This is a genomic window from Hymenobacter caeli, from assembly GCF_013294115.1.
In the GTDB taxonomy this organism is placed as follows: Bacteria; Bacteroidota; Bacteroidia; order Cytophagales; family Hymenobacteraceae; genus Hymenobacter; species Hymenobacter caeli.
Map to the genome: position 1 here is coordinate 35,778 of NZ_JABSNP010000013.1, position 15,594 is coordinate 51,371.

Annotated in this window: 14 protein-coding genes; 6 read left to right on the top strand and 8 right to left on the bottom strand. The window is 67.7% G+C overall.

Annotated features, from left to right (window positions below):
* Positions 1-31: 31 nt before the first annotated feature.
* Positions 32-640 (bottom strand): hypothetical protein, encoded by a 609-nt coding sequence (locus HNP98_RS13975; RefSeq protein ID WP_173810702.1) that lies wholly within the window; start codon positions 638-640, stop codon positions 32-34.
* A gap of 75 nt (positions 641-715) precedes the next feature.
* A complete protein-coding gene (locus HNP98_RS13980; RefSeq protein ID WP_173810703.1) occupies positions 716-2,137 on the bottom strand; it encodes an alpha-amylase family glycosyl hydrolase in 1,422 nt (473 codons plus the stop codon).
* Between the two features lie 116 nt (positions 2,138-2,253).
* Between HNP98_RS13980 and HNP98_RS13985 the strand changes: the two genes are divergently transcribed.
* A complete protein-coding gene (locus tag HNP98_RS13985; RefSeq protein ID WP_173810704.1) occupies positions 2,254-3,987 on the top strand; it encodes a hypothetical protein in 1,734 nt (577 codons plus the stop codon).
* A gap of 25 nt (positions 3,988-4,012) precedes the next feature.
* Here the strand turns inward: HNP98_RS13985 and HNP98_RS13990 are convergent, their stop codons facing one another.
* Positions 4,013-4,549 carry a GNAT family N-acetyltransferase gene (locus HNP98_RS13990; protein WP_173810705.1) on the bottom strand — a complete coding sequence of 179 codons (537 nt, stop codon included), beginning with the start codon at positions 4,547-4,549 and terminating at the stop codon, positions 4,013-4,015.
* Positions 4,550-4,680: 131 nt separating this feature from the next.
* Here HNP98_RS13990 and HNP98_RS13995 point away from each other — a divergent pair, with 131 nt between their 5' ends.
* The 3 genes from HNP98_RS13995 (at position 4,681) to HNP98_RS14005 (ending at position 6,803) form a co-directional block, all read left to right on the top strand.
* Positions 4,681-5,634, top strand: a complete 954-nt coding sequence (locus HNP98_RS13995) for an NYN domain-containing protein (protein WP_173810706.1) — start codon at positions 4,681-4,683, stop codon at positions 5,632-5,634.
* Positions 5,635-5,788: 154 nt separating this feature from the next.
* Positions 5,789-6,160 (top strand): hypothetical protein, encoded by a 372-nt coding sequence (locus HNP98_RS14000; protein ID WP_173810707.1) that lies wholly within the window; start codon positions 5,789-5,791, stop codon positions 6,158-6,160.
* 298 nt (positions 6,161-6,458) lie between these two features.
* Positions 6,459-6,803, top strand: a complete 345-nt coding sequence (locus HNP98_RS14005) for a hypothetical protein (protein WP_173810708.1) — start codon at positions 6,459-6,461, stop codon at positions 6,801-6,803.
* Positions 6,804-6,909: 106 nt separating this feature from the next.
* Here HNP98_RS14005 and ggt read toward each other — a convergent pair whose 3' ends face one another.
* Together ggt and HNP98_RS14015 are read right to left on the bottom strand one after the other, a co-directional pair.
* A complete protein-coding gene (gene ggt, locus HNP98_RS14010) occupies positions 6,910-8,670 on the bottom strand; it encodes a gamma-glutamyltransferase (protein ID WP_173810709.1) in 1,761 nt (586 codons plus the stop codon).
* An 81-nt stretch (positions 8,671-8,751) separates the two neighbouring features.
* Entirely contained in the window at positions 8,752-9,438 is a 687-nt protein-coding gene (locus HNP98_RS14015; RefSeq protein WP_173810710.1) for an outer membrane beta-barrel protein, read from the bottom strand.
* A gap of 260 nt (positions 9,439-9,698) precedes the next feature.
* On the opposite strand from HNP98_RS14015, the gene HNP98_RS14020 reads away from it, so the two are divergent.
* Together HNP98_RS14020 and HNP98_RS14025 are read left to right on the top strand one after the other, a co-directional pair.
* Positions 9,699-11,729: an alpha amylase C-terminal domain-containing protein gene (locus HNP98_RS14020; protein ID WP_173810711.1), complete on the top strand. Its 2,031-nt coding sequence runs from the start codon at positions 9,699-9,701 to the stop codon at positions 11,727-11,729.
* A 302-nt stretch (positions 11,730-12,031) separates the two neighbouring features.
* A complete protein-coding gene (locus HNP98_RS14025; RefSeq protein WP_173810712.1) occupies positions 12,032-12,679 on the top strand; it encodes a hypothetical protein in 648 nt (215 codons plus the stop codon).
* A 354-nt stretch (positions 12,680-13,033) separates the two neighbouring features.
* Here the strand turns inward: HNP98_RS14025 and HNP98_RS14030 are convergent, their stop codons facing one another.
* The 3 genes from HNP98_RS14030 to HNP98_RS14040 form a co-directional block, all read right to left on the bottom strand.
* The gene (locus tag HNP98_RS14030; RefSeq protein WP_173810713.1) at positions 13,034-13,576 is read right to left on the bottom strand and encodes an REP-associated tyrosine transposase; all 543 of its coding nucleotides are present in this window, start codon (positions 13,574-13,576) and stop codon (positions 13,034-13,036) included.
* Between the two features lie 125 nt (positions 13,577-13,701).
* A complete protein-coding gene (locus HNP98_RS14035) occupies positions 13,702-14,181 on the bottom strand; it encodes a YdeI/OmpD-associated family protein (protein ID WP_173810714.1) in 480 nt (159 codons plus the stop codon).
* A gap of 103 nt (positions 14,182-14,284) precedes the next feature.
* The gene (locus tag HNP98_RS14040; RefSeq protein WP_173810715.1) at positions 14,285-15,472 is read right to left on the bottom strand and encodes a glycosyltransferase; all 1,188 of its coding nucleotides are present in this window, start codon (positions 15,470-15,472) and stop codon (positions 14,285-14,287) included.
* Positions 15,473-15,594: the final 122 nt, after the last annotated feature.

The following is a 15,594-nucleotide window of genomic DNA, read 5'->3' on the forward strand; positions in this document are numbered from 1 at the left end:
CATCCGGGCCGCACGTCGCATGCGAGACGCATCACGCCGGATGAATTTCCGTGCCGGGGGCCTGGCCGACCCAAAACCAGCCGGCGAGTACTACAATGCAGGGGTTGCCGTGAGCGGTGGTTCCCTCCCAGAAGGGCTTGTTGGGAACCCGGGCATTGTATTCAACAAATTCCTCGGGTGTATAATAAAAAAGCTGTTCGTAGGCCAGCCATTGCAGGGCGTCGATGCCCGGAACTGTTTGGTACAGCGCCGGCAACGGCTGCGTGCAGGCCCTCCTGTACCGGCTATCGTCCTGCGCCTGTTGTTCCCCCACGCGAACAACCAAGCGGCTCTGCCGAAAGGTATTAAGCTTGTCGGGGGAGTGCAGCTCCAGAGCTAAGTAAAAACTTGGATACCGGTCTGCAAGTTCGGCGCTCCATTGCTGAAACGTCTTCACCAAACGTGCCGCCCACAACGGCTGAAACAGCGGCGGCAGCGGTTGCATCTCGTCCCAAGGTTCAGAAGTGACATTGAAGGAGGTGCGTTGAAAACGGGTAAGCCACAAGATATCCACGGGTCGGAGCGCAGTGGGGCGCTCGGCATGGGCCCGCAAGGCGCGACAATGCCGCCGCGTGCCTCGAATACGTTTTCTTCTGTTCATCAGGCAGGTTAAGTACGTAAAAGGCAGCACTTGTTGTAGTCTGCAAACCGCCCAGCGGCGGCCAAATGCCAGTCCTTACGGCTGCCGCGTCGTCAGCACGCGCCAGCCGTGGGGCGGCACCGTCACCTGTGTCTCGGTCACCGGGGGGCCCAGGTCGGCGAAGGCGTCGGTGTCGGTGGCGGCGGGGTGGCCGAGGCGCTGGGGCACGGGGCCCAGGTTCACCGCCACCCACACCCGGGCCCGGTTGCCGGCCGTGGCCCGCTCAAAGGCGAAGCAGCCGGCCGGCGCGGGCAGCAGCGTAAAGCGGGCGCAGGCGTCGCCGTTGCGCAGGGCCGGGTGGTCGTGCTTGAGGTGCAGCAGGTTGGTGTAGAAGGCGTTCAACGCGTGGCCTTTCCACGCAATCGTGTCCTTGTCGAAGAAGCGCAGCCGTTTGGCAGAGGCCGCTTCCTGGCCGCTGTACACCAGCGGGATGCCCGGCAGCAGGGCCGTGAGCACGGCCAGGGCCCGGGCGTCGGCCCCGAGGCGCTGGCCCTCGGGGCCGTCCCAGGCGTTGGCGTCGTGCGAGCTGGTGAAGTTCATCAGGTACACGCCGGCCGGGTACCGGCGGCGCTCGGCGGCGAAGTAGGCGGGCAGCGCGGCCACGGGTTTCTGGTGCTGCGCGATGCTGTCGAGCAGGTAGTGCAGCCGCAGCGCGTAGGTGGCGTCGAAGGCTTGTTCGAGCAGGTGCGTGCGGGGCGTGAACGCGCCTTTTTTCAGGAAGGGTGGCGCGTACAGCTCGTCCCACTCGGCCAGCATGAACACGGGCTTGATTTTTTCCAGCCCGGCCCGCGCGGCGTTCCAGAAGTCGGTGGGCACCAGGCCGGCCACGTCGCAGCGGAAGCCGTCGAAGCCCACGTCGCGCACCCAGTAGGCCATGCTTTCGGCCATGTAGCGGCGCAGGCCGGGCCGGCCGTAGTCGAGGGCAATGACGTCCTGCCAGTCGGCCACGGGCGGCACGAAGCGGCCCTGCGCGTCGTGGGCAAACCAGTCGGGGTGCTCCTGGCTCAGCCGGCTGTCCCAGCTGGTGTGGTCGGCCACCCAGTCGAGGATGACGTGCATGCCCAGCCGGTGCGCCGCGCCGACGAGGTGCTGCAAGTCGGCCAGCGAGCCAAGCTCGGGGTTCACCCCGTAATAATCGCGCACCGAATACGGGCTGCCCAGCGTGCCCTTGCGCCGGGCCACGCCGATGGGCTGCACCGGCATCAGCCACAGGATGCCCACGCCCATCTGGTGCAGGCGCGGCAGGTGCGCCTCGAAGGCCCGGAAGGTGCCCTCCGGGGTGTACTGGCGCACGTTGACCTGGTAGAGGCTGGCGCTGGCGGCCCAGGCCGGGTGCCGCACGGCGAACGGCGCGGGCGGCGGGCACGGTGGGCTGGCCGTGGTGGAGGGGGCGTTGTGGCAGGCCCCAAGCAGCAGGGCCAGTGCCCACCAGCGCCAAGGCAGGAGGCGTGTGAACATGGCGCAAGATAAAGACCGCGCCAGTTCCCAAACGCCGCCCCGCCGCCGGCCGCCGCGAGCTATATTGAGCCCAATTGGCTAGCCCACAGTGGTCCTGGCCGTCCTTTCCTTGTCCAATGCCATCCAACCCTCGCTTACTGCTACTCGGCGGCCTGTTGGCCGGTACGCTCGCCCTAACCAACTGCTCGGCTGACCAGCGGGCAGAAACCGCGCAACGCCCACCGCAGCCCGGGCCGGCTACTCTCGCGGCCCCCGCGGCGGCCACCCGAGCCGGGCAAACGGCGGCTACCGCCCCGTCTCCCGTTGCGCGGCCAGCCCCACCGCTGGCCGCCGGGCCCCTGGCGAATTCCCTGCGCTGGGTAGGCAAGCCCGCCGCGGGCCCCCGCCGGTCGGCTAGCGGCGCCGCGCCCACCGCGCCGGTGGCAGCGGCCTCCCCGGGCCCCGCCGCGCCGCTGGCGGGCCCCGACCCGGCGCAGCGGGCCCAGGCTGCCCAGCCCGCCGATGCCGCCGACGACGACTTGCCGGCCTTTTGCGCCCGGGCCGCGCCCCGCCTTCAGGTGTTCGAGGTGCGGCCGGGCCGCGACACCGTGCTGGTGGCCGAGCAAGGCACCCGGCTGGTGGTGCCGGGCCGGGCCTTCGACGTGCCGGCCGGCAGCGGCCCGGTGCGGCGGGAGCTGCGCGAATTTTACTCCACGCCCGACATCCTGCTGGCGGGGCTGAGCACCGCCACCGGGGCCGAGTTGCTCGAAACCGGCGGGATGCTGCACTTGCAGGCCACGGCCGCCGGGCAGCCCGTGGCCCTGCGCCCCGGGGCCCGGGTGCTGTTGCAGCTGCCCGCTGCCCAGCGCCGGCCCGGCATGCAGCTTTACCAGGGCGTGGCCGCGTCCGGCCACGGGCTCGACTGGCAGCTGCCGGCCGGCACCCCCGCCGCCCGCTCCACGGGGCGCTGGGTGGCGTTGCCCCCGCCCAAAGGTGCCCGCTGGCCGCGCTTCGACAACGGTGACGCTACGCTGCTCAAGGAATTCGAGCGGCTGGTACCGCCGTCGGCCACCGACCTGGCGCGGCTCAAGCGTCGGCGCGCGCTTAGCAAATTCGAGCGCCAGCAGCTGAAAGGGTTGAGCAAGGAAAACCACGTCACCGTCACGCACGCCATTTTAATCAGCCTGGCGGTGGACAGCACGGGCACCGTGCGGGAGCCGCGGCTGGTGCAGGGCGATTCCGTGCTCGGTGCGAAAATAATGGCCGCGGCTACGCAGCTGCCCCGGCAGCGGCCAGCCAGCTTTAAAAGCATTTTGCTGCCCCACGGGCGCCGCACCACCAGCCCCGCGCAGGGAGTGCTGGTGGTGCTGTACGCCCGCGGCGGCAAGCGCCTGGTGGGCATCACCTGGCTGGAAATGGAAAAGCACACGCAGGAACTGCTGGTGCAAGAAGCACGGCGGGCCCGGGCCGAATTTGCCAAGCAATTTGCCGGCGCTGCCCCGCTAACGCTGGCCGGGGGCCTGGGCTACGAACTGGTGGCCGGCGGGCTGGGCTGGATCAACTGCGACCGGCTGCTGGCCCCTGGCCCGCGCGTTCAGTTCGCGGTGCAGGCCCCCGGCCCGGCCACGGTGGTGTCGCTGGTGTTCCAGGGGCAGCGCAGCATCCTGGCCAGCACGCGCACCGAGGGCAACACGGCGGTGTTCGAGCAGGTGCCCGACGGTGCGGCGGCTACCATAGTAGCGTTGCGCCGCGAGAATGGCGTCACGTACCTGGCCACCCGCGGCGTCAGCCTGGGCCAGCCGGCCCCGCCCAGCCTTCAGTTTCACCCCGTAACGCTCGAAGAGCTGCGCACGGAGCTGGCCCGGCTGTAGGAGCGGCCCAGCGGCGCGCCGCTCTCTAAGCCGGCCCCGCGGCCGGGTTGCGGGCCTCGTACCAGGCGCAGGGCGTGCCGCTGGCGTCGTCGAACAGGTTGACCAGCGCCAGCCCAACCTTTTCCAAGATGCGCCGCGAGGCCCCGTGCGCGGCCTCGGCGTAGCCCGTAATCAGCGGCAGCCGCAGCGCGCCGAAGCCCCGCGCCAGCCAGGCCCGGCCGGCCTCGGTGCCGTAGCCCTGGCCCCAGTGCGGCTCCAGCAGCCGGTAGCCCAGGTCGATGAAGCCGCTGCGGCCGTTTACCGGGTCGTGGTTCAGCTTCAGGCCCGCCCAGCCCAGGAACTCGCCGGTGTCGCGCCGCTCCACGGCCCAGCGGGCCAGGGTGCCGGCGCGGTAATCGGCTTGGATGCGCACCAGGGCCGCGCGGCTCTGGGCAATACCGGTGAGCGGCGGCGTGCCCAGGTAGCGCAGCACGTTGGGGTTGCTGTCGAGGGCAAACAGGCCGGCCGCGTCGGCGGGCCCCAGGGGGCGGTAGCGCAGGCGGGCGAATTTAAACGGCTGCATGGATGAGTAGGCAAGCAGGAAAGAAAGGCCCTGGGCGGCCGGCGGAGCCCGCTGGCGGGGCAGAACCGGCCGGGCAGAGCAGGGCGCGGGCAAGTTACGGAGGGCCCCCGCCGGCCGTTACCTTTGCGGCCATGGCGAACCGTGCTGCTCCCGCTGCGCCGTCTTACGCGGCCGTTTTTGTTGATTTTGAGAACGTGTACTACTTTCTTAAAAACCACTTCCACGACCCGCCCGACCTCAACGACTACGTGCTGGCGCTGGTGCGCAAGCTGCGCGAAACCCTGGCCCAGCAGGGCCTCGACTGCCTGGTGCTGAACGCCTACGCCGACTTCGAGCGCCTGGCCACCGCGCCCCAGGGCGGCCTGTACCTAATGGGCGTGGCCACCCGCAACGTGCTGGGCACCCACCACAAAAACGCCGCCGACATGCAGCTCTGCATCGACGCGCTGGAAGTGCTCTACACCCGGCCCGACATCGGCACGTTCGTGCTCGTGGCCGGCGACCGCGACTACATTCCGCTGCTGCAACACCTGCGGCGGCAGGCCCGGCAGGTGCTGGTGGCCGGCTTCCGCGAGGCCACCTCCGGCGACCTGCTCCAGAACCTGGGCCCCCAGCACTTCATCGACGCCCGCGAGCTGCTGCCCGCCGCCACCCTGGCCCTGCTCGAAGCCCGCCGCGCCGACCGCCTGGTGCCCGCCAAAATGCCCGCCGCCGAGCCCGTGGGCAAGCCCACCGCCCCGCCCCCGCCCGCCGACGCGCCGCCCGCCTTCGACCCGGTGCGCCCCCTGGCCAGCCCCGACGAGCAGCGCTGCTTGGCCTTCATGGCGGCCGAACTGCTGCGCCTGAGCCAGCACCGGGCCGTGGGCGAGCTGTGGCTCACGCCCTTCCTGCGCCGCCTCACCGACGAGTTTCCGGCCCTGCCCGAGTACGAGCGGCGCGACCTCATCAACAGCCTGCGCACGGCCGGGGCCCTGCGCATTGAGAAACGCGAGGGCGAGCAGCACCCGTTTTCGGTCATCGTGCTCAACCCGCAGCACCCCGCCGTGCGGGCGGCCCAATCGGCGGCCCCGCCCGCCGACGCGTAGCGGCGGGCCGGCCCCCGGGTGTATTTTTGCCCTGCGCTTTTTTTGGTCAGTTGTCCGTTATCAGTCGTTGGCTTTTTTGAACAATCTGGCAACTGACAACGAATAACTATAACTAACTGATTACCCATTTTCTCACCCCCGCAGTCCGCCACCTATGAACCTCATTTCCGAAGCCGAAGCCGGCATCCGCACCTTGTACGACACCACCCAAAAGGGTTTCGTGGGCGACGCCAGCGCCGGCCAGAACCACATCAACGCCTGGGTGCACTACCTGCGCAGCGGCGACCAGAAAGTGCTGGGCCCCATCGTGCAGGAGCTGGAAGCCCTCACCACCCACATCGGCAATAACAACGCCGCCGGCATGGCCACCGCCTTCCAGCGCATGGGCGAACTGACGGCCCAAGCGGCCCTGGGCACCCACAACTTCCAGGGCAACGGCGACAAAATCCGCGAGCTGAGCCAGAAGCTTATCACCGCCGCCGGCAACCTGCGCCTGGTGGCCAAAACCCAGCCGGCGCAGCACTAAAAATTAATTTTAAAACGCGAACGGCCCCCGGCGGCCTGCCCCTGCGGCAGGCCGCCGGGGGCCGTTCGCGTGCTCCAAGCTCGTCTTTGCAAACCGAATGAGCAAGTCGCCAATTGGTTACCGGCGGTGCGCCGGACGGTGGTTGCCCGAGCCGCTGCATAACCTTTGAAATCTCCTAAAGTTTGTTACCAAATCATTTCTTTTAGCGGGACAAAATATTGTACCTAAAGTACTTAACAATTGGGGAAGGCTAGGGTTGATACCGCATAATCTCACCCTCACCCTTTCCCCTATTACCATGGATAACTCCCAATCGCAGAGCGGCACCGCCCAGCTCGACGCCACCCTCAACGCCCTGCAAGGCGGCCTCGCCAACGCTGCTGGTGCCGCTGGCCCCAACATCGCCGGCTGGATCAAAACCCTGCAAGGCAACCCCCAGCTCTCGGGCATCAGCTCGGAGCTGCAGAACCTGCACGACGCCCTGAGCAGCGGCGCTTCCGATACCAGTGCCCTGTCCAAGAGCCTGAGCACCCTCGGTGAGCACACCTCCAAGGTTGCGTCGTCGGCCACGCCCGATGCCCAAGCCAAGCTCCAGCAGCTGGGCCAGGCCCTGAGCGCCGCCGGCTCGCAGCTGAAAGGCTAAGCCGCCCACCGGCTCAAAAAAAGGCTGCTAACCTACGGGTTAGCAGCCTTTTTTGGTGTTAAAGCGCTTGGTTGCCGTGGCAACGAGCGGGGCAATGACAGCTGATTTAATACCCCACCGCTTTGTCGTCGCCGCGCGGGTCGGCCCCGCCGGCGAGCTGGCCGTTGGGCAGCACCTCGATGGCCTCGATGCGGCCCCAGGGGCCCCGGGGGTGCACCGTGTAGCCGCTGGCCTGGAGCGCCTCCTGGGCGGCGGGGGTGAGGGCCCCGGCTTCGGCGTCGAGGTAGTCGGGCAGCCACTGGTGGTGCAGGCGCGGGGCGGCCACGGCCTGCTGCGGGTCGAGGCCGTAGTCCACGATGCCGAGGATGGTGGTGAGCACGCCGGTGATGATGGTGCTGCCGCCGGGCGTGCCCACCACGAGGGCCAATTTGCCGCCGCGGGCTAAGATGGTGGGCGTCATGCTGCTGAGCATGCGCTTGCCGGGGGCCACGGCGTTGGCGGTGCCGCCCACCAGGCCGTACACGTTGGGCACGCCGGCCTTGGCCGAGAAGTCGTCCATCTCGTTGTTCAGCAAGAAGCCCGCGCCGGGCACCACCACTTTGCTGCCAAAGGCCCCGTTGAGGGTGGTGGTGCAGCTCACGGCGTTGCCGGCGGCGTCCACTATGTTGTAGTGGGTGGTTTCGTTGCTTTCGTAGCCGGGCAGGCCGGGGCCGGCGGTTACCTCGGCGCTGGGCGTGGCCCGGCCGTCGGCCCGGATGGTGCTGGCCCGCTGCTTGTTGTAGGCCGGGGCCAGCAGCTGCGCCACCGGCACGTGCCCAAAATCGGGGTCGCCGAGGTAGGTGGCGCGGTCGGCGTACACGCGGCGCTCGACCTCGGTGAGCAGGTGGGTGGCGGCGGGCGTGTGGTAGCCCAGGGCCCTGAGGTTCACGGGCTCCAGCATCTGGAAGGCTTGCAGCAGGGCTACGCCGCCGCTGCTGGGCGGCGGCATCGTGATGACGTCGTAGCCGCGGTACTGGCCCCGCAGCGGCGCGCGCCACTTGGGCTGGTAGCCGTCGAGGTCTTGCTGGGTGATGAGGCCCCCGCGGCGGCGCATTTCCTCTAGCAGGTAGCGCGCCGTTTCGCCTTGGTAAAAGCCGCCGCGCTGCTGGTCCTGGATGCGGATAAGGGTGGAGGCCAGCTCGGGCAGGCGCACGGTGTCGCCGGGGTGCCAGGTGCCGCCGGGGCGCACGTAGGCCGAGGGGTTGCCGGGGTTGTACTTGATAAAATCGTCGTGGGCCCGGTTGAGGCCCCCGGCCTCGCGCTCGGTGAGGGCGTAGCCGCGGGCCAGCCGGATGGCGGGGGCCAGCAGGGCGGCCCAGGGCAAGTGGCCCAGCTTGTCGTGCAGGGCCACCATGCCGGCCACGGTGCCGGGCGTGCCCACGGCCAGGGCCCCCGCGGTGCTCAGGCCGGGCACCACGTTGCCGGCCGCATCCAAATACATATCCCGGGTGGCCCCGGCGGGCGCCGTTTCGCGGAAGTCGAGGGTGCCGGCCGCGCCGTCGGGGGCCCGGTACACCAGGAAGCCGCCGCCGCCGATGTTGCCCGCCACGGGCAGCACCACGGCCAGCGCAAACTGCACGGCCACGGCCGCATCGTAAGCATTGCCCCCTTTTTGCAAAATGGCCAGCCCCACCTGCGAGGCCAGCGGGTGGGCCGAGATGACCATGGCGTGGGCCGCCAGCAGCGGCGCGGCGGCCCCGGTGGGCACCGTCGAGAGCCCCGAGCCTTCCAGCGCCGCCGCCGGGGCCCCGGCCTTGGGCGCGCGCGGCTGCCCGCTGGTGCAGGCCGCCAGCACGGCCAAAGGCAAAACGATTACACGAATTTTCATAGTCGCAAGTAACCCCGTTTCCGCCCAATTACCACTTTCTGGCGTTGGGGCCCCGGCGTGCTGCGCAGTACGCCCGCACTGTTAAAGTCTGGCAAAACGGTACCGAATGCCCAGGGCCAGATTGCCCGAGAGCCGGTCGGAAAAGGTGTAATAAGGCGCGGTGTTGCGCTGTAGCAGGCAGTTGATAACCGCGTCGCCCGTCAAGTCCAGGTGCGGCCCGACGCGGTAGCGCACGCTGGGCCCCAGCGTGAAGTAAAGGCCGTTGGCCGCGCCGTGGTAAAAGTCATTCTGCACCACGGCCTTAGTGTTTTCGTTTGTGACCACGTAATCGTAGCCGTTCCAGTAGCGCTCCAACGTTAAGCCGCCCAACATATCCACCTGGAAGCGCCCTTGCCCGCCGCGCGTGACGCCGTAGCGCACCAGCACGGGCACGCGCAGCCGGCGTTGGTAGTAGGAACTGGTCGAACTGCTCGGTTGCGACTGGCCGCTGTCGTCCAGGTAGCCCCCTCCTGAAAAACTGCTTTGGTCGGTGCGTTGGCGGTAGCCGACCCCGATTTGCAGGGCCAGTCGGGACCGCAGCTGCACCCCCGCCGTGAGTACGGGTGCCAGCGAATTTTTGTCGAACCCGTCCAACCGCTGATAGGTGTTGACGGCCCCGCCGAGGCCCACGAAAAACTGGGGCGATAGACTGGCCGGCGCAACGGATTGGGCCGCGCCCACCAGGGGAAGGGCGATGGCCAGGGCCCCGAATAGAAGGGAAGCGCGCATGGTAGGTAAGGAGCCGTGGAAAAGGGTATTATGAAAGGAGAAATTAGGTAAATTGTTCGTTAAAAGGGACTCCGCGAAGGGAAAGGGTTGCACGGGGTTCGCCGGGACCAGCCAATGGTTGGCTAAAAGAGGCCTTGCATTACGTTGCCCCGGCCGTTGCCGGGCCCCCGGCAAAAGGGTAGCGGCCGGCCGTCGGCCCAGCCATTCCCGCCCCGCCGCTACCTTTCGCGTATCACCCGCCAACCCTTCCCGCCCCGCCCATGGAACCCACCGCCCCGCTCGCCGCTCCCGTGCCTCCGCTGCCGCTCGTGCAGCAGGATTCCTGGCTCGCCCCCTACGAGCCCGTGCTGCGCCAGCGTCAGGCCCGCCTGGCCGCCCGCCTGGCCGAAATCGAGCAGCACCACGGCTCGCTGGCCGACTACGCCACGGCCCACCAGCAGCTGGGCCTGCACTACGACGGCCGCCGCCGCGGCTTCCGCTACCGCGAGTGGGCCCCGGGCGCCGAGGCCTTGTACCTGGTGGGCGACTTCAACGGCTGGGACCGCCGGGCCGACCCGCTGCAACGGCTCGACTACGGCGTGTGGGAAATCTTCCTGCCCGACAAGGACTACAAGGACCGGCTGGTGCACAACAGCAAGTACAAAGTGCACGTCGTCAGCGCCAACGGGGCCCAGGACCGCCTGCCCGCCACCGCCCGCCGCGTGGTGCAGGACGACCACACCAAGGACTACGCCGCCCAGGTGTGGCGCCCCACCGTGGGCTTCGCCTGGACGGACCAGAAGTTCCGGGTGGCGGCGGCCGTGAAGGAGCCGTTCATCTACGAGGCGCACGTGGGCATGGCCACCGAGGAGGGCCGCGTGGGCCTGTACCGCGAGTTTGCCGACAATATTTTGCCCCGCATCGAGGCCGACGGCTACAACTGCGTGCAGCTGATGGCCGTGATGGAGCACCCGTACTACGGCTCGTTTGGCTACCACGTGGCCAACTTTTTCGCGCCCAGCTCGCGCTTCGGCACGCCCGAGGAGCTGAAGTACCTGGTCAACGAAGCCCACCGCCGCGGCATCGCCGTGCTGCTCGACGTGGTGCACTCGCACGCCGTGAAAAACCAGGCCGAGGGCTTAGCTGACTTCGACGGCTCGGGCAACCTGTACTTCCACAAGGGCGAGCGGGGCAACCACCCGGGCTGGGACTCGAAACTCTTCGACTACGGCCGGCCCGAGGTGCAGCAGTTCTTGCTCAGCAACTTGCGCTACTGGCTGGAGGAGTTTCACTTCGACGGCTTCCGGTTTGATGGGGTGACGAGCATGCTCTACCACCACCACGGCGAGGGCGTGGCCTTCGTGGGCTACGACCAGTACTTCGGGCCCGGGGCCGACGAGGACGCCATCCTGTACCTGCAGCTGGCCACCACGCTGGTGCACGAGTTCAAGAAAGGGGCCCTGCTGGTGGCCGAGGACATGAGCGGCCTGCCCGGCCTGTGCCGCCCCCTGGCCGACGGCGGCATCGGCTTCGACTACCGCCTGGCCATGGGCATCCCCGATTACTGGATCAAGCTGCTCAAGCACACCCCCGACGAGGCCTGGAACCTGGGCGACCTCTGGCACGTGCTCACCAACCGCCGCGAAGGCGAGAAAACCGTGGCCTACGCCGAAAGCCACGACCAAGCCCTGGTGGGCGACAAAACCCTGGCCCAGTGGCTGTTCGGCGATGGCATCTACCACCACATGGGCGCGGCCGACCCCGACCCGAACGCCGCGAGGGCCCTGGCGCTGCACAAAATCATTCGGCTGGTGACGCTGGCGGCCGGCGGCGAGGCCTACCTCGACTTCATCGGCAACGAGTTTGGGCACCCCGAGTGGGTCGATTTCCCCCGCGAGGGCAACGGCTGGAGCTACCAGTACGCCCGCCGCCAGTGGAGCCTGGCCGACAACCCCGACCTGAAATTTCGCTTCCTCGGCGCCTTCGACCAGGCCCTGATTCACCTGGCCAAGGCCCGCCACGTGCTGGCCGCCGGCCCCGCCCAGCTGCTGCACCACGACGAGGAAAACAAGGTACTGGCCTTCGCCCGGGGCCCCCTGGTCATCATCGTGAACCTACACGTCACGGAAAGCCAGCCCGACTACCGCTTCTGGGTGCCCAAGGAGGGCCGCTACCGCGTGGTGCTTTCCAGCGACAGCAGTGCCTTCGGCGGCTTCGACCGGCCCGACGAGCACTACATCTACGAAACCTACGAGCAGCACCTGCGCGTGTACCTGCCCAGCCGCGTGGCCCTGGTGCTGGCCCTGGCTTAGGGGCTTGGGGGTCCTAAGTGGTTATGACTGTAGTAATACCACCGTGCCTGTTGCAGAACTCAGCCGGTCCCTGTGGCGGGATGCCTCGGCGAGCCAAACAGCGCTCGGAACGCTCGCAAGCGTGCGTTTGCTCACCCTGTAGCTGCTGTCCGAGCCTGTTGCCCTGCTCCCTCGCGGGTTCTGCAACAGCCACCACCGTTTAAGTGAACTTCCGCTGGGTACTTCGTATCGAGGATGTATAGACTAAAAGGGCTCGCTTAGCTTTGAGCTCAGCTTTTTCGAGTCGTTTGTTCCCTTTTCGCATGTTTCGCCCTAACACCCTGTTCCTTCTCGGATTTGCTGCCGTGACCAGTTGCCAGCACGATACCTCCAGCGAAGGAAAGGCCGCCGTGCCTAACTCGCCAGCGGTGGACGCTCGGCCGCCAATTCCGCGCACCGACACGCTGGAACTAGCCACCAAGCCCCCGGGGGAAGAAGCGTACGACGCCTACCTTAAAGCTGACACCTTGGTGGTCGTCTCCACCGACCGGGCAGTGGTCTACCCGTTTGGACGGGTTGCCCGGGCCGCGGCATTGACCACGCGCTACCCTTTGTTTACCGCGAAAAAGGGCGTGGCCTACGCCCAAGGCGACCCCTACCCTTATACCCTGCTGCGCTTCGGCAACAGCGCGGTGAAGTTTTACGACGATTCCGAGGAAGGGGCCACTGTCATTTCCGGGCACGTGGTCGACCCGCAAATCATCCTCGCCAACGGCGTCCGCCTCGGCTCTACCTTACCCGAACTCCTGCGCGCGTATTCTGTGACCGTTCCCACCGAAAAAGTCCGCGGCATTCGCATCGTAACCGTGGAGTTTGTCGTGGATAGAATCATTTACCACTACGCCTTTCGGAACAACCGGGTGATGGGCATCGACTTTGATTCCTATTCAGTGATTGATAAGTCGCTTTGAAGCCTATTGAACAGCTCGTTTAAGTAAACCGCTGCCTAAGGGTATTTACCAACCTGGCAAAAGTGCTCTATTGTCCACATTGAGTTTAAGAAACTCGTTCACCTTTCAAAGTTTACGAAACTAGGATTGGAGATGAGTTTCGTGAACTCATCTTAGGTCAGGTTTCAAGGGATGGTTGGGTAACTTATTTTTATTGGTTAATTGGTTGTACTGAGGCCAAAGCAACTCTAGCACCACGGCAGTTTTGGCTGGCGGCGGGGCCTTAAATGCGAGGATGCGCTGGCCGCAGTTTAAGCGCAGCGAACTGCACGCCACGAAACGGGGCGAGTTTGTAACTCGCAAAGCAGAACGGCCTCACACCAGCTCCACCCGCAAAACCGCCTCCAGCCCCGCATAAAAAGAAGCCGAGGAATACACGTAGTCCTCCGCCCGGTAGCAGATGCCTGCCCGCACGGGGTTTTGGTGGATATACTCCAGCTTCTGCCGCAGCATGGTATCAGATTGCAGTTCGACGTTGTGGCTGGGCTGCTGCCACAGCTGAATGTGGGTGTTGCGCGGGTTGAACTCGCCCTGCTTGTGCAGCATCCACTCCAGCCACTGGCGGCGGCTTTCCTGCTGGTTAACGTGCAGCGCGTGAAACACTTGCTTCGCGGTGAATTTCTTGAAATCCCGCATGATGTCGGACAGCGCGTAGCCTTCCGCCGCCCGTGCGATGAGGTGCAGGTGGTTGGTCATCAGGCAATAAGCGTACAGCTCCAGGCCTTTGTGTGCCTGGCAATACCGCAGGCTGTCGATGATGAGGTCTTTGTAGAGCGGGCGGGTGAAGATGTCCAGCCATTCCACGACGGTGCAGGTGATGAAGTACAGGCCCTGCTGGTGGCGGATGGGGTAGGCCATTTGTTGGTTGGCTGGTGTGGCAAATCTGCGAGTTACAAACTCGCTCCGTTTCGTGGCGCGCAGTTACGCGCTTCGCGCTAAACTGCGGCCAGCGCGAGTCAGCGTGGCACGGGATCCTGAGGCCCCTATGCGCGCTTCTGGCCGTTGCGCAGGCGCTGGACGGTGGTGGCCAGGCGCTGGGTGCGGCCCTCGGCGGTTTTGGCGCCGTCGAGCCAGCGCACGTAGTCGCGCTGATCGGGGCGGGGGAGGGTTTCGAAGAACGTGCGGGCGGCGGGCGTGGCGTCGAGGGCCGTGGCCAGGTCGGGTGGCAGGGTCACGACGTGCACCTCGGGGGCGTGGCGCAGGGCCACGCGCAGGGTGTCGCCCACGGTTTTGCCCAGGGCCCGGCGCACTTCCTTAGGCACCGGCAGGCCGTGGTGGCCGTCGCCGAGCGGGGCCAGGGTGGTGCGGTGCGGGAAGCCGTCGAGGGTGGTTTGCACGGGCAGCTTGCCCTTGGTGCCGTACACTTCCGGCACGGAAAACGGCACGGCCACGAAAATGCCGCCGTCGGCGCTGTCGGCTTCGAGCACGGCGTCAAACTCCTGCTCGGCTTGGAAAGGATCCATGGAAAAATACGAAGAAAGTAGAAGCCTGAGAAAGGCGGAAAAAGCGAAAACCTGGGGTTGAAACGGACGGGTGGAGCAAGAAACAAGGCCGGGCGGCGAAGCGCTAGCGGGCGGCTTCTGGCCCTGCCAACGCTGCCGCCGCCCTGGTCTTCTCCGCTCCCCCGGCCGCCCCGACGCTGGCCAGCGCGGCCCGGATGCCGTCGGCGTCGTCGGCGGGCACCACCCGCACCCGGCCGGGGGGCAGGCCGTAGTGCCGGAGCACCTGGGCCCGCAGCGCGGCGGTCGTGACCAGCACGGTGTGGGCGCGGCGCAGGGCGTAGCGCTCCAGCTCGACCAGCCAGCCGCGCTCGGCGGGGGCCGCCGACTCGGCCGCGAGCAGGCCCAGGTGCAGCACCAGGGGCCGGCGGCGGCGGTAAGCAATTTCGAGGGCCGCCAGCCACGTGGGCCAGTCGGGGGCGTAAATCGCGCCCACGTCTTCGGTGTCGTGGTCCGAGAGGTAGGTGGCGAAGCGGGCGTACTGGATGACGCGGTAGTGCAGGTCGTCGGTGAGGCCGAAGGCCGGCGCGGGGGCCGCGCCGGGCCCGGCCGGGGGGCGTTGCAGCGCGGCCAGCCCCTGCGTGAGCGAAGCCGTGGCGGCCCCCGCGGGCGCGGGCGCCGCCGCGGGGGCCGCCCGTACCGGGTCGTTGTCCTCGGCCAGGGCGGTCGCCTCGCCCGTGCCGATTTCTTCCTCGGGCTCCTCAAATAGTGAAACCGGCGCGGTAGCCGGCCCCGGGGCTCCGGGGTTGGCCCCGACTACCGCCGGGAAATTAGATTCTTCCGGTTCGGGTGGGGGGGCAACCGCTGGGGCGGGCAGAGAGAACGGTGGGGCCGGCGTAGGGGCTACGGCCGGGCTTTCGGCGCGACCAGCGTAGGGAGCGGTGGGGGTTTGCCAGCCGGTGGGCACGCGCTGCGCCAGCGGCTGGCGCAATTGCACGGCGAGCGGCCGGGCCTCGGCGGTAGGCAGCGCCGGGGCCGCCGCCGGGGCGGCGTCGGCCAGCGTACCGGGGGTAGAATCGGCCACGCCAACCAACCGTGAGCCAAAATCTGCGCTTCCGGGGGCGGGGCGGGGGGCGGCCGGGCCGCCGGGCGGCAGCTGCGGCAGCAGCGCCAGCACGGGTTGCTCGGCGGCCAGGGCCCGCACCAGCGGCAGCGTGGGCCGGGCCGGCAGCGCGTCGGTGGGGGCCACCCGGTGCACGGCGGGGTCGTCGTCGTCCCAGGCCAGCACGAGCAGAACGGTAGGGGGCGTGGTCATGGCGGGGCCAATAGGAAAATGTGGGGACGGCCGGCAAAGATGGCATCCTTCCGGGCGGCGGGCAAGCGCCGTGCGTTGGCCGAGCGAATTATCCAGTACGCCGAGAGTACGCCGGCCCCCGG

Coding starts and splice junctions, on each gene's coding strand:
- HNP98_RS14035 (WP_173810714.1), bottom strand. CDS start 14,181: ATGGATCCTTTCCAAGCCGAGCAGGAGTTTGACGCCGTGCTCGAAGCC.
- HNP98_RS13975 (WP_173810702.1), bottom strand. CDS start 640: ATGAACAGAAGAAAACGTATTCGAGGCACGCGGCGGCATTGTCGCGCC.
- ggt (WP_173810709.1), bottom strand. CDS start 8,670: ATGAAAATTCGTGTAATCGTTTTGCCTTTGGCCGTGCTGGCGGCCTGC.
- HNP98_RS13980 (WP_173810703.1), bottom strand. CDS start 2,137: ATGTTCACACGCCTCCTGCCTTGGCGCTGGTGGGCACTGGCCCTGCTG.
- HNP98_RS14000 (WP_173810707.1), top strand. CDS start 5,789: ATGAACCTCATTTCCGAAGCCGAAGCCGGCATCCGCACCTTGTACGAC.
- HNP98_RS13985 (WP_173810704.1), top strand. CDS start 2,254: ATGCCATCCAACCCTCGCTTACTGCTACTCGGCGGCCTGTTGGCCGGT.
- HNP98_RS13990 (WP_173810705.1), bottom strand. CDS start 4,549: ATGCAGCCGTTTAAATTCGCCCGCCTGCGCTACCGCCCCCTGGGGCCC.
- HNP98_RS14005 (WP_173810708.1), top strand. CDS start 6,459: ATGGATAACTCCCAATCGCAGAGCGGCACCGCCCAGCTCGACGCCACC.
- HNP98_RS14020 (WP_173810711.1), top strand. CDS start 9,699: ATGGAACCCACCGCCCCGCTCGCCGCTCCCGTGCCTCCGCTGCCGCTC.
- HNP98_RS14025 (WP_173810712.1), top strand. CDS start 12,032: ATGTTTCGCCCTAACACCCTGTTCCTTCTCGGATTTGCTGCCGTGACC.
- HNP98_RS14015 (WP_173810710.1), bottom strand. CDS start 9,438: ATGCGCGCTTCCCTTCTATTCGGGGCCCTGGCCATCGCCCTTCCCCTG.
- HNP98_RS14040 (WP_173810715.1), bottom strand. CDS start 15,472: ATGACCACGCCCCCTACCGTTCTGCTCGTGCTGGCCTGGGACGACGAC.
- HNP98_RS13995 (WP_173810706.1), top strand. CDS start 4,681: ATGGCGAACCGTGCTGCTCCCGCTGCGCCGTCTTACGCGGCCGTTTTT.
- HNP98_RS14030 (WP_173810713.1), bottom strand. CDS start 13,576: ATGGCCTACCCCATCCGCCACCAGCAGGGCCTGTACTTCATCACCTGC.